This window comes from Nocardioides sp. Z38_18 (assembly GCF_058215695.1).
Genome location: NZ_JBZAJE010000002.1, coordinates 1,328,077 through 1,348,223, shown reverse-complemented (window position 1 = coordinate 1,348,223; position 20,147 = coordinate 1,328,077). Strand labels below are relative to the sequence as shown.

Here is a 20,147-nt window from a genome sequence, read left to right as displayed (position 1 = left end):
GTGGGTATCCCGTCCGTCAGGGGGCTTTGTCGACAAACAAACACAGCGCCGTGAGGTGGACAACAAGTGAACACCACTGGTCCAGAAATCTTTTGTCCACAGGCTGTGCGCCAACGTTCCTGCAGGTCAGAGGGCATATGGGCGGCAAAGAATTTTGGTTGTCCACAGCCCTACCAACAGGCCGTACCCAGGCTGGTCGGCGTGTTCCACATGATCAACAGGGTTATCCACAGGGTCCTGTGGATAACGGTCTTGGTGCTCCGCCCCGATCGCGCCTACTGTGCGGCGTCCGGGTAGGCGCAGCGCCGTACGACGACCCATCCGAACACACGAGGTCGGCAGTCCCGGAGTTGTCGGTGCGGGCACCTACCTTCAAGGCTACGGGCGCGAGGAAGAGGCAACGGGTGAGCATGACGGAGTCGAGCGGGATCCCCACTCAGGGGTCGAGCAGGGGCTCTTCGGGAGTCGCGGAGGGCTCCTGGACCGACGACGCCTTCGCCAGCAGCTACCCCGGCGGCTTCGGCGACGACCCCGGCGGCAACCAGGAGCACTGGTCGGGACGGATGCCCCCGCAGGACCCCGACGCCGAGCAGAGCGTCCTGGGTTCGATGCTCATCTCCAAGGACGCGATCGCCGACGTCAACGAGCAGATCGGCGGCGCGGACTTCTACCGTCCCGCCCACGAGATCATCTACGACGCGATCGTCGACCTCTACGGCCGCGGCGAGCCCGCCGACCCGGTGACGGTCTCCGCGGAGCTGCAGCGCCGCGGTGAGCTGGTCAAGGTCGGTGGCGCGCCCTACCTGCACACGCTCTCGGCCAGCGTCCCGATCGCCGCCAACGCCGGCTACTACGCCACGATCGTGCGCGAGAAGGCGATCCTGCGGCGCCTCGTCGACGCCGGCACCAAGATCGCGCAGATGGGCTACGCCGGCGAGGGCGACGTCGACCAGACCGTCGACGCGGCCCAGCAGGAGGTCTACGCGATCGGCGAGAAGCGGCAGCAGGAGGACTACGCGCCGCTGTCGGCGATCATGGAGGCGACGCTGGACGAGATCGAGGCGATCTCGAACAACGACGGCGCCGCCAACGGCGTGCCCACCGGCTTCGCGGACCTCGACGAGCTGGTCAACGGCTTCGGTCCGGGGCAGATGATCATCGTCGCCGCCCGTCCCGCGGTCGGGAAGTCGACGCTGGCCCTGGACTTCTGCCGAGCCGCCTCGGTGCACAACAACCTGACCAGCTGCTTCTTCAGCCTGGAGATGTCCAAGAGCGAGATCACGATGCGGCTGCTCTCGGCCGAGGCGAAGATCCCGCTGAACAACATCCGCAAGGGCCCGATGAGCGACGACGACTGGAACAAGCTCGGCCCCAAGATGGGTCAGGTCTCCGGGGCTCCGATGTTCATCGACGACAGCCCGAACATGACGATGATGGAGATCCGCGCCAAGGCCCGGCGCCTCAAGCAGCGTCACGACCTCAAGCTGATCGTGATCGACTACCTCCAGCTGATGAGCAGCGGCAAGAAGGTGGAGTCCCGCCAGGTCGAGGTCTCGGAGTTCTCGCGCCAGATCAAGCTCCTCGCCAAGGAGCTCCAGGTCCCGATCATCGCGCTCTCGCAGCTCAACCGTGGTCCCGAGCAGCGCTCGGACAAGCGTCCGATGATGAGCGACCTGCGTGAGTCGGGCTCGATCGAGCAGGACGCCGACATCGTGATGCTGCTCCACCGCGAGGACGTCTACGAGAAGGAGTCCCCGCGGGCCGGCGAGGCCGACATCATCGTGGCCAAGCACCGCAACGGCCCCACCCGCGACGTCGTGGTCAGCTTCCAAGGCCACTACAGCCGCTTCGTGGACATGGCGCACTGACTGACGGGAGTCACTCCCGGGACTGGTGGATCTCGCTCCAGCTGCCACAGCCCAGCGCTAGCATCGTTGGATGCCGATGCGACGCGAGGACGGGGCCGCGTCGACGCCGGACCACGAGGCGCCCGGGCTCAGTGAAGCAGCGCTGGTGTCCACGGTCTCCCAGCACCTCGCCTGCCTCAGGGACTGCGGCCTGGTCACCTCCTCGGGGGTGCCCGCCTGATGGGGGCGGGGCACTCCCACGGGCACACCGGCCACGCCGGTGCCCGGCACCGCTGGCGGCTCGCGGTCGCGTTCGGCCTGGTCGCGTCGTTCTTCGTTGTCGAGCTCGTCGCCGGGCTCCTCTCCGGCTCCCTGGCGCTGCTCTCCGACGCCGGCCACATGGCAGCCGACGTCGTCGCACTCGGGGCGGCGCTCCTCGCGACCCGGATCGCGACCCGCGAGGACACGACGGGGCGGCGCACCTACGGCTCCTACCGGGCCGAGGTGTTCGCCTCCGGGTTCACGGTCCTGCTGATGCTCGGCGTCGCGGCGTACGTCGTGATCGAGGCGCTCCTGCGGATCGGGGAGACCGTCACCGTCGAGACCGGGCCGATGCTGGCCGTCGGCGCCCTCGGCCTGCTGGTGAACCTCGTCTCGATGCTGCTGCTCCGCGCCGGAGCCGCCGAGAGCATCAACGTCAAGGGTGCCTACCTCGAGGTCGTCGCCGACGCCGCCGGGTCGGTCGGGGTGATCCTCGCCGGGGTCCTGGTGCTCAGCACGGGAGAGTCCTACTGGGACACCTTGGTCGCGCTGGCGATCGGTGCGTTCGTCGCCGTGCGCGCGGTCCTGCTCGGGCGCGAGGTGCTGGCGATCCTGGGGCAGCACGTCCCGGCCGGGACCGACGTCGAGGACGTGGCCGCCGACCTGTGCGCCATCGACGGGGTCACGAGCATCCACGACCTGCACATCTGGACGCTGACCTCCGGGATGCACGTCGCCACCGCACATCTGGTCGCAGACTCCGCCGACGCGGGACCCGGGGTGCTGGACCGGGCCCGCACGGTGCTGAGCAGGGACCACGGGATCGAGCACGCGACGCTCCAGGTCGAGCCCGCCGAGCAGCCGGGCTGCCAGGCCCTGGACTGGTGATCCACCCCTGCTGAGCGCTGCGGCGCTCCCGGCCCTCAGGGACCGTCCTGGCTGTGCCCGCCCGGAGGGCTTCAGGCTCGACCACGGCTCGACTCACCGCCCGGAAGAGGCCGCCTCCTGGTGCGACGTGTCCGGGGCAGTCCGGACCGGTCTCGGTGCCGCAGGCCGCACTGCGATCACGACGGCACCGGCGACGTCTCGGCGCTGGAAGTACGGCGCGGCGAACAGCTCCTCGGAGAAGCTCACCCGCACCGGGCGCCACGCGTCGGGGAAGTCGTCGACGGTGACGGTCAGGTAGAGCTCCTCGCCCGACCGGTTCAGCACCAGGCCGTCTACCGGGTCCAGCACGTTGTTGCGCAGCAGCAGCCACGCGCACCTCGCCGTGTCGCAGGCCGCGACCCGCTGCAGCAGGCGCAGTCGGGCGGCGAACTGGCCCTGGGGATGGGAGTAGATGCTCTTCCAGGTGATGAACGCGTGGGCCGGCCTGGTCGCCAGCACGTCGGCGCGCGCCGAGACCAGCACGGTCCCGGAGCGCAGCGGCTCACCGCGCAGCTCCTCCCAGGCCCGCTCGACCTGGGCCACCGAGGGTCCCGACCCGTCGGGGCGCACGCCCCAGGCGTGCCAGTGCGAGCCCTCCTCCGGGGGACCTCCCGCAGGGAAGGACCCGCCGGGGTAGCGGATGTGCTGGGCCACCGCCGCCGGCCGGCCGATCCGCTCGTCGAGCAGCTCCTGGACGGGCTGGGCCACCAGCAGGACGACGAGGGCGCCGACGAGGGCGCGCACCGGCAACGGCCGACCCCTGAGCAGGGTCGCGACACGGCACAGCGCGACGGCACCAGTGGCGGCCATCAGGGCGATGCACAGCTCCTCGGACTTCTCCGGCAGCAGGGCCACTCCCCAGCGCTGGGCCCGCTGACCCACCACCATGAAGGCGTACGCCGCGACCCAGGCGACGGCGAGCCCGGCGGCCAGCCGACTGCGCCACAGTGTGCAGACCACCCACACCAGCCCGACCAGTCCCAGCACCGACAGCGCGTCGCCGAGGCCCGGCTCCGGCGGTGACAGGTACCCGAGCGGGCTCCACCGCCGTTGCAGGTCGTCCGAGGGCAGGCCGCGCAGGTGCTGGAGCGCCATCGGCAGCCAGCCGGGGAGCGCGACGACCAGCCCGACCGCGGCGACGACGACCGCTTGCCGGGGAGCCGGTGTGACGCGGCGCCGGAGCGCGAGGTCGAGGAGCACTCCCAGCACGCTCGCCAGGGCGAGCGGCACGAAGAAGTACGTGTGCCACAGGAGCAGCAGACCCAGCACCAGCCCGTGGGCCGGTGCCGACCAGGCACGGACGTCCTCACGGCGTACGCCGCGCGCGAGCTCGAGCCACCACGGCAGCACCAGCGACAGCACCAGCCACTCGTCGGGCTTGGTGGGGATGATCGTGGCGACGCACACGACCGAAGCCACCACCGCGGCCGAGAGGTCGGGCAGCAGGCGCCGCCACAGCAACCAGGACAGCAACGGCACCAGCGCGCACAACAGCAGCTCCACCGGCTTCATCACCGCCCACCCGGGGATCCCGACGAGCGCGGCGGCACGTCCCTCCAGCCACGGCAGCGCAGGCGGGTAGTAGGCGCCCAGCCCTCTGTAGGCGTAGTCGGCGAGCGCGGGCGAGTCGGCGAACCGGGTCACGGCCTGGGTCCGGAAGCCCGCGTCGGAGTAGAGGCCGGTGAAGCCCCAGGCGGTGCCGTGCAGGGCGAGGGTCCCGCCGCCGGCGAGAAGTACGCCCGTGCCGGCGACCACGACGTGGGCAGCCTTCGCCGGGCGGAGGACCGCGCCGACGACCGCGACGACGAGGACTCCGGCCACCGTCACCCGGTGCATCACCGGGGCGGGCAGTGGCACCGGCACCGACGTGGCGGCGTCCAGGAGCGCCGCCAGCGCCCAGCAGGTGGTCCAGCCCAGCAACGTCAGCGCCACCACGACGGCGGCCGCGCCCACGGTGATCAACCCTGGCCGCCTCCTCGGGGGATCAGCAGCGACCGGGACCGGGACGGGGTCAGACCCCTCTCCGGGCCCGTCTGCTCCCGCCGTGGGCAGCGTGGACGCAGACGGCACTCGGAGCCAGTACCCCGACCGCAGGGGCCACATGCCGAGGGATTTACCCCGTCGCATCGGGTACCTGAAGTCCATGCGAGGAGAGAACGTGACGGCCGAGGTGGACCCCGCCGCGCCGAGCGCTGACCTCGACGCACCCCGCTCGAGGACGGCCTGGATCCGCGCCGTGCGTCCGCGGCAGTGGCTGAAGAACCTCCTGGTGCTGGGGGCGCCGCTCGCTGCCGGCCGCCTCACGGAACCAGACGTGCTGCTGGGCGCGATGGTCGCCCTGGGGGTCTTCTGCCTGGCGGCGTCCGGCTGCTACCTGTTCAACGACGTGCGTGACGTCGAGGGCGACCGGCTGCACCCCCGGAAGCGGAACCGGCCAGTGGCCTCGGGCCAGGTCCCAGTCGCCGGGGCACTCGTGGTGAGCCTGGTGCTGACCGGGCTCTCCATCGGCCTCGCCCTGTGGTGGTCGCTCCCACTTGGCCTGACGGTGCTCGCCTACCTGGGCGTGCAGGCCGCCTACACCTCCGGCCTCAAGCACCAGCCGGCCCTCGACCTGGCCGCGGTCTCCGCGGGATTCCTGCTGCGGGCGGTTGCGGGCGGTACGGCGACCGGGATCACGCTCTCCCCGTGGTTTGTCCTCGTCGCGACGTTCGGCTCCCTGTTCATGGTCGCCGGCAAGCGCTACTCCGAGATCCGCAACCTCGGTGGGGCCACCGGCACCCGGCGCTCCCTGGAGCTCTACTCGGAGTCCTACCTGCGTTTCATCTGGACGATGGCGGCCGGCATCACCGTCACGGTCTACCTGCTGTGGGCCCTGACCGGCAGCAACGCCCCCGCTGCCGGCCACGACTGGGCGCCCCTGTCGGTGGCGCCGTTCGTGCTCGGCCTGCTCCGGTACGCCGCCGACGTGGACCGTGGCCGTGCAGAGGCGCCCGAGGACATCGTCGTCTCGGACCGCCACCTCCAGGTCCTGGGCGTGATCTGGGTGTCCACCTTGATGCTGCATGCCGCGCTCGGCTGAGGCCGGGCCGGCGGACCGGCTGCTCAGTGGATGGGGCCGCACGTCCCCGACGGTCTCGCGGGTGCACCGGCCCCGCAGCGTCGCGGACGTCGTCGGAGTGGTGAACGCGGCCGGAGACAGGGGTGTGCTGGCGCGGGGCCTGGGCCGCAGCTACGGCGACGCCGCCCAGAACGGAGGCGGTGACGTCCTCGAGCTGACCGGACTCGCAGGGGTGCACCGCATCGACGTCGACGAGTGTCGCGTGGAGGTCGACGCCGGGGTGAGCCTGGACGCGCTGCTGCGTGCGCTGTTCCCCCTCGGGCTCACCCTGCCGGTCCAGCCGGGCACCCGTCAGGTCACCGTCGGCGGAGCCGTGGCCCACGACGTGCACGGCAAGAACCACCACACCGCGGGCAGCTTCGGCTGCTACGTGCGGCGGATGGAGCTGCTCACTGCTGACGGGCAGGTACGCTCGCTGACGCCCGAGGGGCCGGATCCCGCCCTGTTCTGGGGCACCGTGGGCGGCCTCGGCCTGACCGGGGTGATCCTCCGCGTCGAGCTGGAGGTCCGCCGGGTGGAGACGTCGTACGTGCTGGCGCGCTCCGAGCGTCGGCCCGACCTGTGTGGCGTGATGGAGGCGCTGGCCGAGCAGGACACCCGGGCGGAGTACTCCGTGGCCTGGTTCGACTCGGTGGCGCGGGGCCGGTCGGCCGGTCGTGGCGTGGTGCTCACCGGCCGGGACGCCCTGGTCGACGACCTCGACCCGCGCCGCGCCGCAGCACCCCGACGCGTCCCGGGCGAGGGCCGGCTCACGGTGCCTCCCGGGGTCCCGGGCGGCCTGGTGAACCGGCTCAGCGGCCGGGCGTTCAACGAGGCGTGGTTCCGGTCGGCGCCGCGAGAGCCCACCACGCGTGTCGAACCTGCCTTCGGGTTCTTCCACCCCTTGGACGCGGTCGCGGACTGGAACCGCCTCTACGGGCCGCGCGGGATGTGTCAGTACCAGCTCGTGGTGCCGTTCGAGGCGCAGGACGTGGTGCCGGAGGTGGTTCGCACCATCGCGGCCACCCGGCACGTGTCCTGCCTCAACGTGCTCAAGCGGTTCGGTCCCGGGACCCCGGCGCCGATGTCGTTCCCGGTGCCGGGCTGGACCCTGGCGGTGGACCTCGCGGTCCGCCCGGGTCTCTCGAGGCTGCTCGACCGCCTCGACGCGATGGTGCTCGAGGCTGGAGGCAGGCTCTATCTCGCCAAGGACGCGCGTGTCCCCGCGCGGCTGCTGCCGCGGATGTACCCGCGGCTCGCCGAGTTCCAGGCCCTGCTCGCCCGCGTGGACCCGCAGGGCGTCTTCGTCTCCGACCTCGCCCGCAGGCTGGCGATCCGTACGACGACCCCGAAGGAGCAGGCGTGTTGGACGCGGTAGGAAGACCACAGTCGGTGCTGGTGCTCGGAGGCAGCTCGGACATCGGCCTGGCGATCGTGCGGGCGTACGCCGACCAGGTCCCGGGCCTGCGCGTGCTCCTGGCGGCCCGGCCCTCGCAGCGGCGTACCGACTCGGCGCGCAGCCTCCAGGAGGCCGGGTGCCGGGTCCGGGAGATCGACTTCGACGCCGGTGAGGAGGCCAGCCACGAGCGGGCCGTCCGGGATGCCGCGACGGAGGGCGACGTGGACGTCGCCGTGGTCGCCTACGGAGTGCTCGGCGACCCCGAGCGAGCCTGGACCGAGCGTGAGGAGGCACGCCGGGTGGCGTACACCAACTACGTGGCGCCGGTGCTGACCGGAGTCGCCCTCGCCGGGCTCGTCCGACGGCAGGGCCACGGGGTGGTGGTCGCGCTCTCCAGCGTCGCGGGCGAGCGACCCCGGCGATCGAACTTCGTCTACGGCTCCAGCAAGGCGGGCTTCGACGCCTTCTACACCGGGCTGGGGGAGGCGCTGCGACCACTGGGTGGCCGTGTCGTGGTGGTGCGGCCGGGGTTCGTGCACACCCAGATGACCGACGGCCTGGACCCGGCGCCGCTCTCGGTGCACCCCGACCAGGTTGCCGAGGCGGTCGTCGGGGCCGTCGCCTCGGGCCGTGAGCAGGTCTGGGTCCCGGGCACGATGCGACCGGTGATGTCGGCGCTGCGGCACCTGCCCCGCGGGGTGTTCCGGAGACTTCCGCTGTGAGGGCCCTGTGAGAGCCAGGACCACCACGGTGCACCTGCTGCGGCACGGAGAGGTGCACAACCCCGAGGGGGTGCTCTACGGACGGTTGGCGGGCTTCCACCTCTCCGACCTCGGTCGCGAGATGGCCGAGCAGGTCGCCCGGCGCCTCGCCGACCGCGACATCGTGCACCTGGTCGCCTCACCCCTCGAGCGGGCCCGGGAGACGGCTGGTCCGCTCGCCGCGGCCCGCGGTCTCGACGTGCACCTGGACCCGAGGGTCACCGAGGCGACCAGCGTCTTCGAGGGGCGGCGGCTGCAGCTCGGCGACTCGCTCCTGACCCGGCCAGGGGTGTGGCGACACCTGTGGAACCCGCTGCGCCCGTCGTGGGGGGAGCCGTTCCGTGAGGTCGCCGACCGGGTCTGGCCCGCGGTGATCGATGCCCGGGGGGCTGCTCGCGGCCGGGAGGCCGTGGTCGTCTCCCACCAGCTGCCGATCTGGGTGACCCGACTCCGGGCGCAGGGCCACGGCCTCGTGCACGACCCCCGCCGCCGCCAGTGCACCCTGGCCAGCCTGACCTCGCTGGTCTTCGAGGGCGACCGGCTGGCCCGCGTCGACTACTGCGAGCCGGTCGCGGACCTGTTGCCCTCCGGGAAGGCGGCCCGGCAGGAGGTCCAGCGCGGGGCCTAGAACGGGGTCCGAAGTGAGCCCGAAAGGGGAGCCCGGAAGGGAGCCCAGAAGTGAGCCGAGCGTGCGTCGCGGGGATGGGCTCGTGCCCGGATGTCGCAGGATGGGCGGATGCGTATCGCCGTGCTCGCAGACACCCACTCGCCGCGCTACTGGAAGCGGTGCCCGCCCGCCGTCGCGGCCGCGCTCGACGGGGTGGACCTGATCCTGCACGCGGGGGACGTCTGCCTGGTCGAGACGCTCGAGGAGCTCGCGAGGTTCGCTCCGGTGCGGGCGGTGCGCGGGAACAACGACGGGCCGGACATCGCCGCGTGGGGCGCCGAGGAGACCCTGGAGGTGGACCTCGACGGGCTCGCGGTCGCGATGATCCACGACAGCGGGCCGAGGACCGGCCGTGGCAGCCGGCTCAAGCGGCGCTTCCCCGACGCCGACCTCGTGGTCTTCGGCCACTCCCACATCCCGTGGGACGAGGTCCACCAGGGGCAGCGGGCGTTCAACCCGGGGTCACCGACCGACAAGCGCCGGCAACCGCGCGGGACCATGGGCGAGCTGGTGGTCGAGGACGGCGTCCTGGTGACCGCGCGGATCTTCCCGGTCACCTGAGCCGGTCAGCTCGCCCCGTCACCTCAGCAGGCTCTGCGCCCGGGCGAGCTTGACGGCCATCTTCAGCGAGGCCAGGTCGAAGGCCCCGTGGTAGCGCTGGCCGTTGATGAAGAACGTCGGGGTCCCGGAGACCCCGCTGAGGTCGGCCGACTCCACGTCGCGCGCGACCCGGCCCTGGTGGACCCCCTCGCGCAGCTCCCGGTGGAACCGTTCGGTGTCCAGGCCGAGCCCTCCGGCGTACCGGACGAGGTCCTTGGGACTCAGGTCGTCCTGGTGCGTCATCAGCACGTCGTGCATCTCCCAGAACGCGCCCTGCTCCGCCGCTGCCTCGGCCGCCTCAGCGGCCAGCTGGGCCTTCGGGTGCACATCGGTCAGGGGCAGGTGCCGCCACACGTAGCGCACGTGGGTGTCGCTGAGCAGGTCGCGTACGGCGGGCTCGGCCAGGCCGCAGTAGGGGCACTGGAAGTCCCCGAACTCGATCACGGTGATGTCGGCCTGGTCCGGGCCCCGCACGTGGTCGTGCTCGACGTCCACCTCCGGGACCAGGTCCTCGATCCGGCTGGTGTCGCCGAGCAGGGCCCGGGCCCGCCGCTCGGGGGGCAGCAGGCTCAGCGCCCGGACGATCACCCAGGTGAGCAGCGAGGCGACGACCACGGCCGAGAGGGCGCCGAGCTTGGCCTCGGCCAGCTCGGTCCCGGTGAAGGCCCGGCTCGCGATCAGCAGCGACACGGTGAAGCCGATGCCCGAGATGGTGCCGCTGCCCAGCACCGCTCCCCACCCCACGGGCGGGCGCACCTGACCCCGGGACAGCCTGGAGACCGCCCAGGTGGCGCCGACGACTGCCGCCGGTTTCCCGACGACGTAGCCGACCAGGACGCCGAGCGTGATCGGCGCCGTGTAGGCGTGGGCCAGGAAGCCGAGGTCCAGCGCGATCCCGGCGTTGGCCAGCGCGAACAGCGGCACGATCACATAGCTGGTCCACGGCAGGTAGAACGACTGCAGCCGCGCGTTCGGGGACAGGGCGGAGGTGAGCCCGGAGGTGGCGGAGCGCGCCAGCTCCGGGGTGGGCTGCTCCCGGAACTCGCGGACCATGCCGGTCGCGTCCTCGAGCTCACCGCGGTTCGGGGTGTACGCCGGAGCGGCCAGCCCGATCGCCAGGCCGGCGACGATCGGGTCGACGCCGCTGTCGAACAGGGCCGCCCAGATGACCACGCCGAGCACGCCGAACAGCCAGCGCTGCTGCATCCGCAGGCTCACGGCGACCAGCAGCACGGCGAAGACCGCCGTCGCGAGGAGCACCGGCATCAGCACGATGTCCTCGCTGTAGACCAGCGCGATCACCAGCAGCGCGACGAGGTCGTCGACGACGAACACGGTGACCAGGAAGATCCGGACCCGGTCGGGCACCCGTCGGCCGAGCAGGGACAGCACCCCCAGCGCGAGCGCCGTGTCGGTCGACATCGCGACACCCCAGCCGTGGGCGCTGGACCGCCCGGCGTTGATGGCGAGGTAGATCAGCACCGGAACGGCCATCGCGACCAGTCCCACGGCGAACGGGAGGATGAAGCGCCGTCGCTCGCGCAGGTCGCCGAGGTCGAACTCGCGGCGGGCCTCGAGCCCGATCACCAGGAAGAACAGGGTCATCAGGCCGCTGTTCACCCACTCGCGCAGGTCGTGGGCCACCTGCCAGGGCCCCAGCTCGACGGAGAGCTCCGTGTGCCACAGCGCCTCGTAGGACTCGGCATCGAGGTTGGCCCAAACGAGCGCCACCACGACTGCGGCCACCAGCACGCCGGCACTGCCGGACTCGGTGCGCAGGAACGCGCGCAACGGCGCCCCTCGGCCGTGCGACCACCGGGTCCGGCCCCGCCTGGGAGCCTCGGCGGAGTCGGGGGTCGGGTCCGGGGGGACAGCCACGCGACGAGACTACTGAGATGAGGGCCCTGTGGCGGCGTACTTCACACGGCAACCTGCCTCTTCACACACGGCGTGAGGTGTGTGAAGAGGCAGGTTGGGTTCATCACCTGGGAAACCGGCCCGGCGAAACCCCGCTGAGCGACCGGTTGACCCGTAGGTTTCGGGCATGACGCGAACAGCACTGGTTCTCGGTGGCGGTGGGGTCACCGGCATCGCCTGGGAGCTCGGGATCCTCAAGGGGCTCGCTGACGCGGGCGTGGACCTGAGCACCGCCGACAGGGTCGTCGGGACGTCGGCGGGCTCGGTGGTCGGTGCGCAGGTCACCAGCGGCCAGTCCCTCGATGACCTCTACGCGACCCAGCTCGGGCCCGCGGACACGGAGATCGGCGCCGAGCTCGGCCGGCTCACGATGCTCCGCCTGGTCCCACCGATGCTGCTCCCGGGCAGTCAGCAGACCAAGCTGCGCCGGATCGGGAAGCTGTCCATGCGCGCGCACCGCCCGGGTGGGCAGGAACGGATCGAGGTGATCCGCTCGCGGATCGGGGCCAGCGAGTGGCCCGACCGGGACCTGGTGGTGACAGCCGTCGAGGCCGAGACCGGGGAGTTCGTCGCGTTCGACCGCACCAGCGGGGTGGACCTCCTGCACGCGGTCGCCTCGAGCTGCGCCGTACCCCTGGTGTGGCCGGCGGTGACGGTCAACGGGTCGCACTACATCGACGGGGGGATGCGCTCCACGGCGAACGCCGACCTCGCAGCCGGGGCCGAGGTGGTGGTCGTGATCGCCCCGCTGCCGCAGGCGTTCAGCAAGTCCACCTCGATCAAGGCCCAGCTCGAGCGCACCGGCGCGAGCCGTACGGCGGTGATCACCCCCGACGCGCAGGCCCTGGCCGACATCGGCAAGAACGTGCTCGACCCGGCCAAGCGCGCCGACGCGGCCCGGACAGGACTGCGCCAGGCCGCCGACGTGCTCGCGAAGGTCCGGACCGCCTGGGCCGTCGGCCCGGGCCGGACAGGCCCGGGCTAGACCTGGCGCCCGGAGCCGTTGGGCGAGATCGGTACGACGGCCACCGGGGTGCTCGCGTGCTCCACCACGGCGATCGACACCGACCCGAAGAGCAGCTGGCTGGCCAGCCCCTCCTGGTGGGCGCCGACCACGATCAGCTCCCTGGTGGTGCCCAGCCGGACCAGCATCTCCGCGGCGCGTCCGCGTGCGGTCTCGGCGGTCACGACCACGTCGGGGTAGCTCTCCTCGAGCCCGGCCATCGTCTCGGCCAGCAGCCGGCGCTCACCCTCGGGGTCGATCGCCTCGTCGGCGAGGGCGTAGCCGCCGATCGTGCTGACACCCAGGTCCCAGAAGCTGTGCAGCACCGTGAGCGGTACGCCGCGCAGCGAGGCCTGGCGGTAGGCGAAGTCCAGCACGACCCGCGAGTCCGCGGTCCCGTCCGCGCCGACGATGATGCCGCTGCGCTCGGTGTCGCCCTTGCTCGGGCGGTGCACCACCACCGGGCAGCCCGAGTGCCGTGCCACCGCCACGCTCACCGAGCCGAGCATGAGCCGGCGCACGGCGCCGAGTCCGCGTGAGCCCAGCACCAGCATGGAGGCCTGCTTGGAGGCCTCGAAGAAGACCAGCCTGGGGTCCTCGAGCCGGAGCAGCTCCTCGACCTCGAGACCGGGGAAGGCGCTCTCGACCCTCGCGCGGGTCTCGGCGAGCAGCTTCTGGCCCTGCTCCAGCAGCGCCCCGCGGGCCTCGCGGGGGTCCAGGACGGTGGCGTCGAAGTAGGCCGGCGTCACCGCGTGGATGGCGTGCGCGAGGGTCAGTGACCGCTTCTCGGCGACGGCCTGGTCCGCGGCCCAGAGGACCGCGCGTTCGGAGGCCTCCGAGCCGTCGATGCCGACGACGATGCTGCCTGCCTTGATGTCCATGGGGTCCTCCTGGGCTCGGTGCTCCTGCTCCTTCAGTATCGGGCCGCGAGATCAGGGGACATCAGGGCGAAACGGTCCCTGCTCAGAGGACCAAAGCCCCTGATCGGGCCGGGCCCGCCGGTGCCATCTTGGTGGGACCACCCGCCCCAAAGCCCGGAAGGCCCTCATGACCGAGAGACGAGACCTCAGCGTCCAGGAGTGTCTGGCCCTGTTGCGCGCGGGCGTGGCCGGCCGGGTCGGTCTCTCCACGGCCAACGGGCCCCACGTGGTGCCGGTGAACTACTCGGTCATCGACGAGTCGATCATCATCCGCACCTCGCCGTACAGCCTGCTGGGAACCTACGGCCGCGACACCACGATCGCCTTCGAGATCGACGGCTTCGACCCGGCCCACGAACGTGGCTGGAGCGTGCAGGCGCGGGGGCGTGCCGAGGCGGTCACCGACCGCGCCGACCTCGCCCGGATCAGGGAGAGCGCGGAGCCCCAGCCCTGGGCGGGCGCCGCCCGTCCGCTCTACCTGCGGGTGCGTTGGGCGGAGCTGAGCGGTCGCCAGCTCGGGGGGCAGTGGAGTCCGCTGTCGGAGCTCTCCGCGGGCCCGGCGAACTGAGCGTCACGGGCTGACCGCTACCGGTCGTGGGGAAGACTGTCTCCATGACGTCCCCTCTCGAGAGCCAATCACTCGGTGGTGCCGCACATGCACTGCTCGAGGCCGTCACCGCGATCTCCTCGGACCTCGACCTGCGCAGCGTGCTCACCCGGCTGGTCGAGGCAGCGGCCCAGCTGACCGGTGCGCGGTACGCCGCCCTGGGTGTCATCGGCGCAGACGGACAGCTGGTTGAGTTCGTCACCACCGGGCTCAGCGAGGGGAAGATCCACGAGATCGGCGAGCTGCCGCACGGCCGCGGCATCCTGGGGCTGCTGATCCGCGAGCCCGAGGCGCTGCGGCTGCCCAAGCTCGCCGCCCACCCCGACTCGGCCGGCTTCCCGGCGAACCACCCCCCGATGGAGACCTTCCTCGGGGTCCCGGTCCGGATCCGCGGCACCGTGTTTGGCAACCTCTACCTGACCGAGAAGCGCGACGGGCTGATGTTCACCGAGCAGGACGAGCAGCTCGTCGAGGCGCTGGCGCGTGCGGCCGGGTTCGTGATCGAGAACGCCCGGGCCTACGGGCTCAGTGAGCTGCGTCGTCGCTGGCTCGAGGCGTCGGCCGAGCTCACCGAGACCCTGCAGCCCCCGATCGAGCTGGACAAGGCGCGCGCCGCGATCACCCGGATGGCTCGCTCGGTCTCGGGGGCGCGGGCGACCGCCCTGCTCAGCCACTACGACCCGTCGGACGAGGCCTCGGTGTTCTCGATCTCCGCGGACGAGCCCGACGCGGCGCAGGTGATGACGACGGTGACCCGCATCGCCGCGGAGTACGACGCCGGCGGCCCGGACTCGGTGGAGCTCCATGTCGACGGGCTCAACGTCATGCTGATCCCGTTGCGGGCCCACCTCGCCCATGCGGACGCACTGGTGGCGCTCTTCGACCCCGGCCCCGCCCTGGGGGTGGAGGAACGCGAGTTCCTCGCCTCGTTCGCCGACCAGGCCGGTCTCGCCCTCGACCGGGCCCAGGCGGTCGCCGACCGCGAGGAGCTCGCCGTGATCTCCGACCGCGAACGGATCGCCCGCGACCTGCACGACGTGGTGATCCAGCGGCTCTTCGCCACCGGGCTCCAGCTCCAGGGCGTGGTGTCCCTCGTCGGCGACCCGGTCATCGGCACCCGTCTCGAGCGCGCGGTCGACGACCTCGACCTGACCATCAAGGCGATCCGCGGGACCATCTTCGAGCTGCAGCCGCGCCAGGCCGACTCCCTGCGGGCCGAGATCCGGAGCCTGGTCCGCGAGTACGTCCCGGTCCTGGGCTTCGCACCGGTCGTGATCACCACCGGCCCGCTCGACACCGCCGTACCGCCCCGGGTGCGCCACCAGCTGCTGCCGGTGCTGCGCGAGGCGGTCTCCAACGTCGCCCGGCACGCCCTGGCCGACCAGGCGCAGGTCGAGGTGCAGGTCACCGGGCACGAGCTCCGGCTCACCGTCAGCGACGACGGCATCGGAGTCGCGGAGGGTCGCGTGGAGAGCGGGCTGAGCAACGTACGGCGCCGCGCGGCGGGGCTCGGTGGCTCCGTCGAGCTCACCCGCACCGAGCCGCGGGGCACCACCCTGGTCTGGCAGGTACCGCTCGAGTGCCCCGAGCCTGCCTGAGCACGACACCTGCCTGAGCACGACACCTGCCTGGGCACGACAAAGGACCGGCACCCCGAGGGTGACCGGTCCCACGCGCCCATCCGGCTACCGCAGGATGGGGTGCCTCTCCACGATGCCCAGCCGTGACCACCAGGCGCCGAGGCCCCAGGTGTCGCCGGCGTTGAGCAGGGCCAGGGCCACCACGCTGAGCGCGCCGAGGATGTGGTCGTCGATGATCGGGTTGTTCTCCGGGGGGAGCACGGCGGTCCACATCAGCACGTACATCAGCGCGCTGGCGGCGGCTGCGAGCCGCATGCCGATCCCGAGGGTGAGCGCCAGGCCGATGCCGAGGAGTCCCAGCATGAACAGCCAGTCGGCCACGACGGTTCCGCCGATGGAGTTGTAGATCCCCTTGAAGGGACCGTCGGCGCCGAACTTCAAGAACCCCTCGGTGGGGCTGCCGCCGTTGATCCAGGCAGCGTCGCCGAAGCGGTCCAGCTTCCCGTCCTGGCCGTAGCCGGTGTGGAAGCCCAGGGCGAAGACCTTGTCGAAGAAGGCCCACAGGAACGTGAACCCGAATCCGATCCGTAGGGCGGCGAGCACCCGGGCGGTGGCGAGGTTGATGGTGTTGGGGGTGGTGCTGGTGGCGGAGGCGGTCGGTCCGCCTGCGACTCCAGTGGTCGAGCTACCGCGCTCTTTGGTGACAGACATGACGGCGACCTTTCTCTTTAGTTCGAGGTTTTCTCGTGCTTCAAGAATCCCGCACTGAAAGGGCCGTGGTCAGAGGAGAATGACTGTCTGAAGCAGGGCCATAGGTCCCGCAATATCGCAATTACCTGCGCCGTGCTATATGGAAATCAGGAATGTGGCGGCGGTGCCAGCAACTTCGAGGCGAGGACGGCGGCCTGGGTACGCCGCTCCAGGCCCAGCTTGGACAAGATGTTGGACACGTAGTTCTTCACCGTCTTCTCCGCGAGGAACATCTGCTCGCCGATCTGCCGGTTCGTCAGGCCCTCGGCGATCAGGCCGAGCAGCTTGAGCTCCTGCTCGGTGAGCGCGGCGAGCTCGGGCGCGGTCGCGGGACCGTTGCGGACCCGGTCCAGCACCCTGGCGGTCAGCGACGGGTCGATCAGCGACTGCCCGGCCGCGACCGTGCGGATGGCGCTGACCAGGTCGCTGCTGCGGATCTCCTTGAGCACGTAGCCGGAGGCGCCGGCCATGATCGCTGCGAACAGCGCGTCGTCGTCGTCGTACGAGGTGAGGATCAGCGCCTTGATCGAGGGGTCCACGGCGCGTACGGCGCGGCACACCTCGATCCCCGAGCCGTCGGGGAGCCGGGCGTCGAGGACGGCCACGTCGGGCCGCAGCGCGGGGATCCGGGCGGTGGCCTCGGTCGCGGTGGCTGAGTCGCCCACGACCTCGATGTCCTCGGTGCGTTCGAGGAGGAACCGAAGGCCCTCACGGACCACGTCGTGGTCGTCGAGCAGGTACACACGGATGGTCTCGGTCATGGGTGACTTTCTACACCGTTCTGGACCGGGCCCCTGATTGCTGGTAGAGATTTGGAATGGATCCAATTCAAGCGGACACTCGACTGATGCCCCGAGACACCGAGCAGAGGAAGTGCCTGTCATGACCCAGGAGCCCCAGAACTCCCTGACCACCCGACAGGGCCACCCGGTCTACGACAACCAGAACCAGCGCACCGTCGGCGCCCGTGGCCCCGCGACGCTGGAGAACTACCACTTCCTGGAGAAGATCAGCCACTTCGACCGTGAGCGGATCCCCGAGCGCGTGGTCCACGCCCGCGGCGCCGTGGCCTACGGGCACTTCGAGGCCACCGGCAAGGTGGGCGAGGAGCCGATCACGAAGTACACCCGCGCCAGGCTCTTCTCCGAGGCGGGCAAGAGGACCGAGCTCGCGATCCGCTTCTCCACGGTCATCGGCGGCCGGGACTCATCCGAGGCCGCTCGCGACCCGCGCGGCTTCGCGATCAAGTTCTACACCGAGGACGGCAACTGGGATCTCGTCGGCAACAACCTGGGCGTCTTCTTCATCCGTGACGCGATCAAGTTCCCCGACGTGATCCACTCCCTCAAGCCGGACCCCGTCACGTTCCGCCAGGAGCCGCGCCGGATCTTCGACTTCATGTCGCAGACCCCCGAGTCCATGCACATGCTGGTCAACCTGTTCAGCCCCCGCGGCATCCCGGCCGACTACCGGCACCAGCAGGGCTTCGGGGTGAACACCTACCGCTGGGTCAACGCCGAGGGCGTCTCCCACCTGGTGAAGTACCACTGGATCCCGCAGCAGGGCGTGCAGAGCCTGACCGAGGAGGACGCCGCCAACATCCAGGCCAACGAGCTCGGGCACGCCTCCAAGGACCTCTACGAGGCCATCGAGCGCGGCGACCACCCCAAGTGGGACCTCTATGTGCAGCTGATGGAGGACCACGACCACCCCGAGCTCGACTTCGACCCGCTGGACGACACCAAGGTGTGGCCGGAGGAGGTCTTCGAGCCCAGGCTGGTCGGCACGATGACGCTGGACGCCAACGTCAGCGACCACCACAACGAGAACGAGCAGATCGCGTTCGGCACCGGCGTGCTGGTCGACGGCCTGGAGTTCTCCGACGACAAGATGCTGGTCGGCCGCACGTTCTCCTACAGCGACACCCAGCGCTACCGCGTCGGACCGAACTACCTGCAGCTGCCGGTGAACTCGCCGAAGAACGCGACCGTGCACACCAACCAGCGCGGTGGCCAGATGGCGTACGGCGTGGACCTCGCACCCGGCCAGAACCCGTCGGTGAACTACGAGCCCTCCACGATGGACGGACTCGTCGAGGCGGAGAAGCCGGCCCACCGTGAGGTCGGTCCGGAGATCACGGGTCGCCTGACCCGCTCGGACCTGCCCCGCACCAACGACTACAAGCAGCCCGGCGAGCGGTTCCGGCTGATGGAGGACTGGGAGCGCGACGACCTCGTCGCCAACCTGGTCGCGAACATCGGCGAGGCCACCCGAGAGGTCCAGGAGCGGATGGTCTGGCACTTCTTCATGTGCGAGGACGAGCTCGGCCAGCGGGTGGGTGACGGCCTCGGCATCACCGCCGACGACGTACGCCACCTCGAGCCGCTGCCGCGCCAGCAGCTCACCGAGGACGAGCTGAACCGGCTCGCCAACCTCGGCAAGAACGGACCGCGCGACGTGGAGGGCCTCAAGATGACCCACTGCGTGCCGAACGAGCGGGTCGAGGTCGAGCGCTGAGCCCTGCCGGCCCGCAGCACCGCCGCAGAACGAGAAGACCCGCCACGAGCACGCTCGTGGCGGGTCTTCCGCGTCCTGGCGGGCGGCCCGTACGACGGACCGCCGCCGCTGATCAGGCGCGAGTCTTGTTCTTGCCCACCAGTGCCTCGGCGGTGCCGATGAGGAGCACGGCGGCGACCACGGCAAGGACGAATCCGAGGATGTTGAGCTCCCAGATGTCCCCGGTGCCGAGGAACGACGCGATCAGGCCGCCGATCACCGAGCCGACGAGGCCGAGGGCGAGCGTGGCCAGGATGCCGAGGTTCTGCTTTCCGGGCTTGATCAGGCGTGCGAGTGCACCGATGATCAACCCGGCGACGATGAATCCGATCATGAGGTTTCCTCCTAGGTCGTCCCCCCACGCTAGCCGCAGTCGCCAGTCTCGTCAGCCCACGACCCTCTCCCGCGCCGTACCCACCGGGTCGCGCCGGTCCACTCCTCGCTTGGTGGGGGCGCGGAGACTTGGGAAATGAGCCAGCGCGCACGCCTCGGAAACCGGGACCAGGACGCCTGGACCGGGGTGGCGCTGCTGCTGGCTCTGGCCGTGGTGGCCTCCCTGCTGGCGCTCGGCGCGGTGCGCTGGCTGACCGACCCCAAGGAGTGCTCGGCCACGGTGGGTGACCGGACCGTCGAGGTGACCACCGACGAGGCCGTCAGCGCCTCGGCCGTCGCGGCGCGCGCGGTGCGCACCGGCGAGTCGCTGAACAGGACCACCGACACCACGGCGGACGCACTCGAGATGGACCCCCGGAACGCCCGCGTCCTCGCCACCGCCCTGACCGGACGGGCACCGCACGCGTTCGCCTGCCTCTACGACGGTCCCAAGAGCACGGCCTCCGAGAAGCTCGACAGTGACGGGCTCACGCCGCGCGCCGCCGAGCTGCGCAAGGCGATCGACGTCGCCTTCGGGGCCCAGCGCGTGGGCGGCTTCGCGCCCGGTGGCGTGTCCACCGGGCACATCCCCGGCTCGGCGCACTACGAGGGCCGCGCCCTCGACGTCTTCTTCCGGCCGGTGAACGAGGCCAACAAGGTCAAGGGCTGGGCCCTCGCGCAGTGGGCGGTGGCACAGGCCGACCGCTACGGCACGGTCACGGTCATCTACGACGACTGGATCTGGACGTCACGACGGGCCGACGAGGGGTGGCGCGGGTACGAGATCGACACCACCGGGAAGTCGGCAGAGGTCAAGGCGGTCCTCGAGCACCGCGACCACGTCCACGTTGACGTGGCCGACTGAGCCGACTGGGCCGACTGG

19 protein-coding genes are annotated in these 20,147 nt (G+C 71.2%); 13 read left to right on the top strand and 6 right to left on the bottom strand.

All coding sequences use genetic code 11. The annotated features are described in order from the left end of the window. Positions 1-410: 410 nt before the first annotated feature. From dnaB to AC4BGC_RS17570, 3 genes are all read left to right on the top strand, one after another. Positions 411-1,868, top strand: coding sequence for a replicative DNA helicase (gene dnaB, locus AC4BGC_RS17580; protein WP_490547130.1), 1,458 nt, complete (start codon positions 411-413; stop codon positions 1,866-1,868). A 70-nt stretch (positions 1,869-1,938) separates the two neighbouring features. Next, complete coding sequence (locus AC4BGC_RS17575; protein WP_490547131.1) at positions 1,939-2,088, top strand: ArsR family transcriptional regulator; 150 nt, start codon at positions 1,939-1,941, stop codon at positions 2,086-2,088. Further along, on the top strand, positions 2,088-2,996 hold the full coding sequence (locus AC4BGC_RS17570) for a cation diffusion facilitator family transporter (RefSeq protein ID WP_490556940.1): 909 nt from the start codon (positions 2,088-2,090) through the stop codon (positions 2,994-2,996). Before AC4BGC_RS17575 ends, AC4BGC_RS17570 begins: the two co-directional genes overlap by 1 nt. 93 nt (positions 2,997-3,089) lie before the next feature. Here the strand turns inward: AC4BGC_RS17570 and AC4BGC_RS17565 are convergent, their stop codons facing one another. After that, complete coding sequence (locus AC4BGC_RS17565; protein WP_490557203.1) at positions 3,090-4,988, bottom strand: arabinofuranosyltransferase; 1,899 nt, start codon at positions 4,986-4,988, stop codon at positions 3,090-3,092. A gap of 205 nt (positions 4,989-5,193) precedes the next feature. On the opposite strand from AC4BGC_RS17565, the gene AC4BGC_RS17560 reads away from it, so the two are divergent. From AC4BGC_RS17560 to AC4BGC_RS17540, 5 genes are all read left to right on the top strand, one after another. Continuing rightward, complete coding sequence (locus AC4BGC_RS17560) at positions 5,194-6,114, top strand: decaprenyl-phosphate phosphoribosyltransferase (RefSeq protein ID WP_490556939.1); 921 nt, start codon at positions 5,194-5,196, stop codon at positions 6,112-6,114. Continuing rightward, entirely contained in the window at positions 6,098-7,510 is a 1,413-nt protein-coding gene (gene dprE1, locus AC4BGC_RS17555; RefSeq protein ID WP_490556938.1) for a decaprenylphosphoryl-beta-D-ribose oxidase, read from the top strand. The genes AC4BGC_RS17560 and dprE1 overlap by 17 nt, the downstream gene beginning before the upstream one ends. Continuing rightward, positions 7,495-8,253: a decaprenylphospho-beta-D-erythro-pentofuranosid-2-ulose 2-reductase gene (gene dprE2, locus AC4BGC_RS17550; protein WP_490547135.1), complete on the top strand. Its 759-nt coding sequence runs from the start codon at positions 7,495-7,497 to the stop codon at positions 8,251-8,253. The genes dprE1 and dprE2 overlap by 16 nt, the downstream gene beginning before the upstream one ends. Positions 8,254-8,260: 7 nt before the next feature. Next, the gene (locus AC4BGC_RS17545; protein ID WP_490556937.1) at positions 8,261-8,920 is read left to right on the top strand and encodes a histidine phosphatase family protein; all 660 of its coding nucleotides are present in this window, start codon (positions 8,261-8,263) and stop codon (positions 8,918-8,920) included. Positions 8,921-9,028: 108 nt separating this feature from the next. After that, positions 9,029-9,520: a metallophosphoesterase family protein gene (locus AC4BGC_RS17540; RefSeq protein WP_490556936.1), complete on the top strand. Its 492-nt coding sequence runs from the start codon at positions 9,029-9,031 to the stop codon at positions 9,518-9,520. A gap of 18 nt (positions 9,521-9,538) precedes the next feature. Here AC4BGC_RS17540 and nhaA read toward each other — a convergent pair whose 3' ends face one another. After that, positions 9,539-11,437 carry a Na+/H+ antiporter NhaA gene (gene nhaA, locus AC4BGC_RS17535; protein WP_490556935.1) on the bottom strand — a complete coding sequence of 633 codons (1,899 nt, stop codon included), beginning with the start codon at positions 11,435-11,437 and terminating at the stop codon, positions 9,539-9,541. 166 nt (positions 11,438-11,603) lie between these two features. Here nhaA and AC4BGC_RS17530 point away from each other — a divergent pair, with 166 nt between their 5' ends. Then, complete coding sequence (locus tag AC4BGC_RS17530; protein WP_490556934.1) at positions 11,604-12,461, top strand: patatin-like phospholipase family protein; 858 nt, start codon at positions 11,604-11,606, stop codon at positions 12,459-12,461. On the opposite strand, the gene AC4BGC_RS17525 is transcribed toward AC4BGC_RS17530, so the two are convergent. Next, complete coding sequence (locus AC4BGC_RS17525; RefSeq protein ID WP_490556933.1) at positions 12,458-13,360, bottom strand: universal stress protein; 903 nt, start codon at positions 13,358-13,360, stop codon at positions 12,458-12,460. The genes AC4BGC_RS17530 and AC4BGC_RS17525 overlap by 4 nt on opposite strands. A 166-nt stretch (positions 13,361-13,526) precedes the next feature. Between AC4BGC_RS17525 and AC4BGC_RS17520 the strand changes: the two genes are divergently transcribed. Both AC4BGC_RS17520 and AC4BGC_RS17515 read left to right on the top strand, forming a co-directional pair. Further along, on the top strand, positions 13,527-13,967 hold the full coding sequence (locus AC4BGC_RS17520) for a pyridoxamine 5'-phosphate oxidase family protein (protein ID WP_490556932.1): 441 nt from the start codon (positions 13,527-13,529) through the stop codon (positions 13,965-13,967). Between the two features lie 44 nt (positions 13,968-14,011). Next, positions 14,012-15,604, top strand: coding sequence for a GAF domain-containing sensor histidine kinase (locus AC4BGC_RS17515; protein WP_490547144.1), 1,593 nt, complete (start codon positions 14,012-14,014; stop codon positions 15,602-15,604). Positions 15,605-15,691: 87 nt separating this feature from the next. On the opposite strand, the gene AC4BGC_RS17510 is transcribed toward AC4BGC_RS17515, so the two are convergent. Both AC4BGC_RS17510 and AC4BGC_RS17505 read right to left on the bottom strand, forming a co-directional pair. Next, a complete protein-coding gene (locus tag AC4BGC_RS17510) occupies positions 15,692-16,297 on the bottom strand; it encodes a hypothetical protein (protein WP_490556931.1) in 606 nt (201 codons plus the stop codon). A gap of 146 nt (positions 16,298-16,443) precedes the next feature. Further along, complete coding sequence (locus tag AC4BGC_RS17505) at positions 16,444-17,097, bottom strand: response regulator (protein WP_490547146.1); 654 nt, start codon at positions 17,095-17,097, stop codon at positions 16,444-16,446. A 121-nt stretch (positions 17,098-17,218) separates the two neighbouring features. On the opposite strand from AC4BGC_RS17505, the gene AC4BGC_RS17500 reads away from it, so the two are divergent. Then, a complete protein-coding gene (locus tag AC4BGC_RS17500; RefSeq protein WP_490556930.1) occupies positions 17,219-18,853 on the top strand; it encodes a catalase in 1,635 nt (544 codons plus the stop codon). A 112-nt stretch (positions 18,854-18,965) separates the two neighbouring features. Here the strand turns inward: AC4BGC_RS17500 and AC4BGC_RS17495 are convergent, their stop codons facing one another. Further along, positions 18,966-19,226 (bottom strand): GlsB/YeaQ/YmgE family stress response membrane protein, encoded by a 261-nt coding sequence (locus AC4BGC_RS17495; protein WP_490547148.1) that lies wholly within the window; start codon positions 19,224-19,226, stop codon positions 18,966-18,968. Positions 19,227-19,361: 135 nt separating this feature from the next. Here AC4BGC_RS17495 and AC4BGC_RS17490 point away from each other — a divergent pair, with 135 nt between their 5' ends. Further along, positions 19,362-20,129, top strand: coding sequence for a VldE C-terminal domain-containing protein (locus AC4BGC_RS17490; RefSeq protein ID WP_490556929.1), 768 nt, complete (start codon positions 19,362-19,364; stop codon positions 20,127-20,129). Positions 20,130-20,147: the final 18 nt, after the last annotated feature.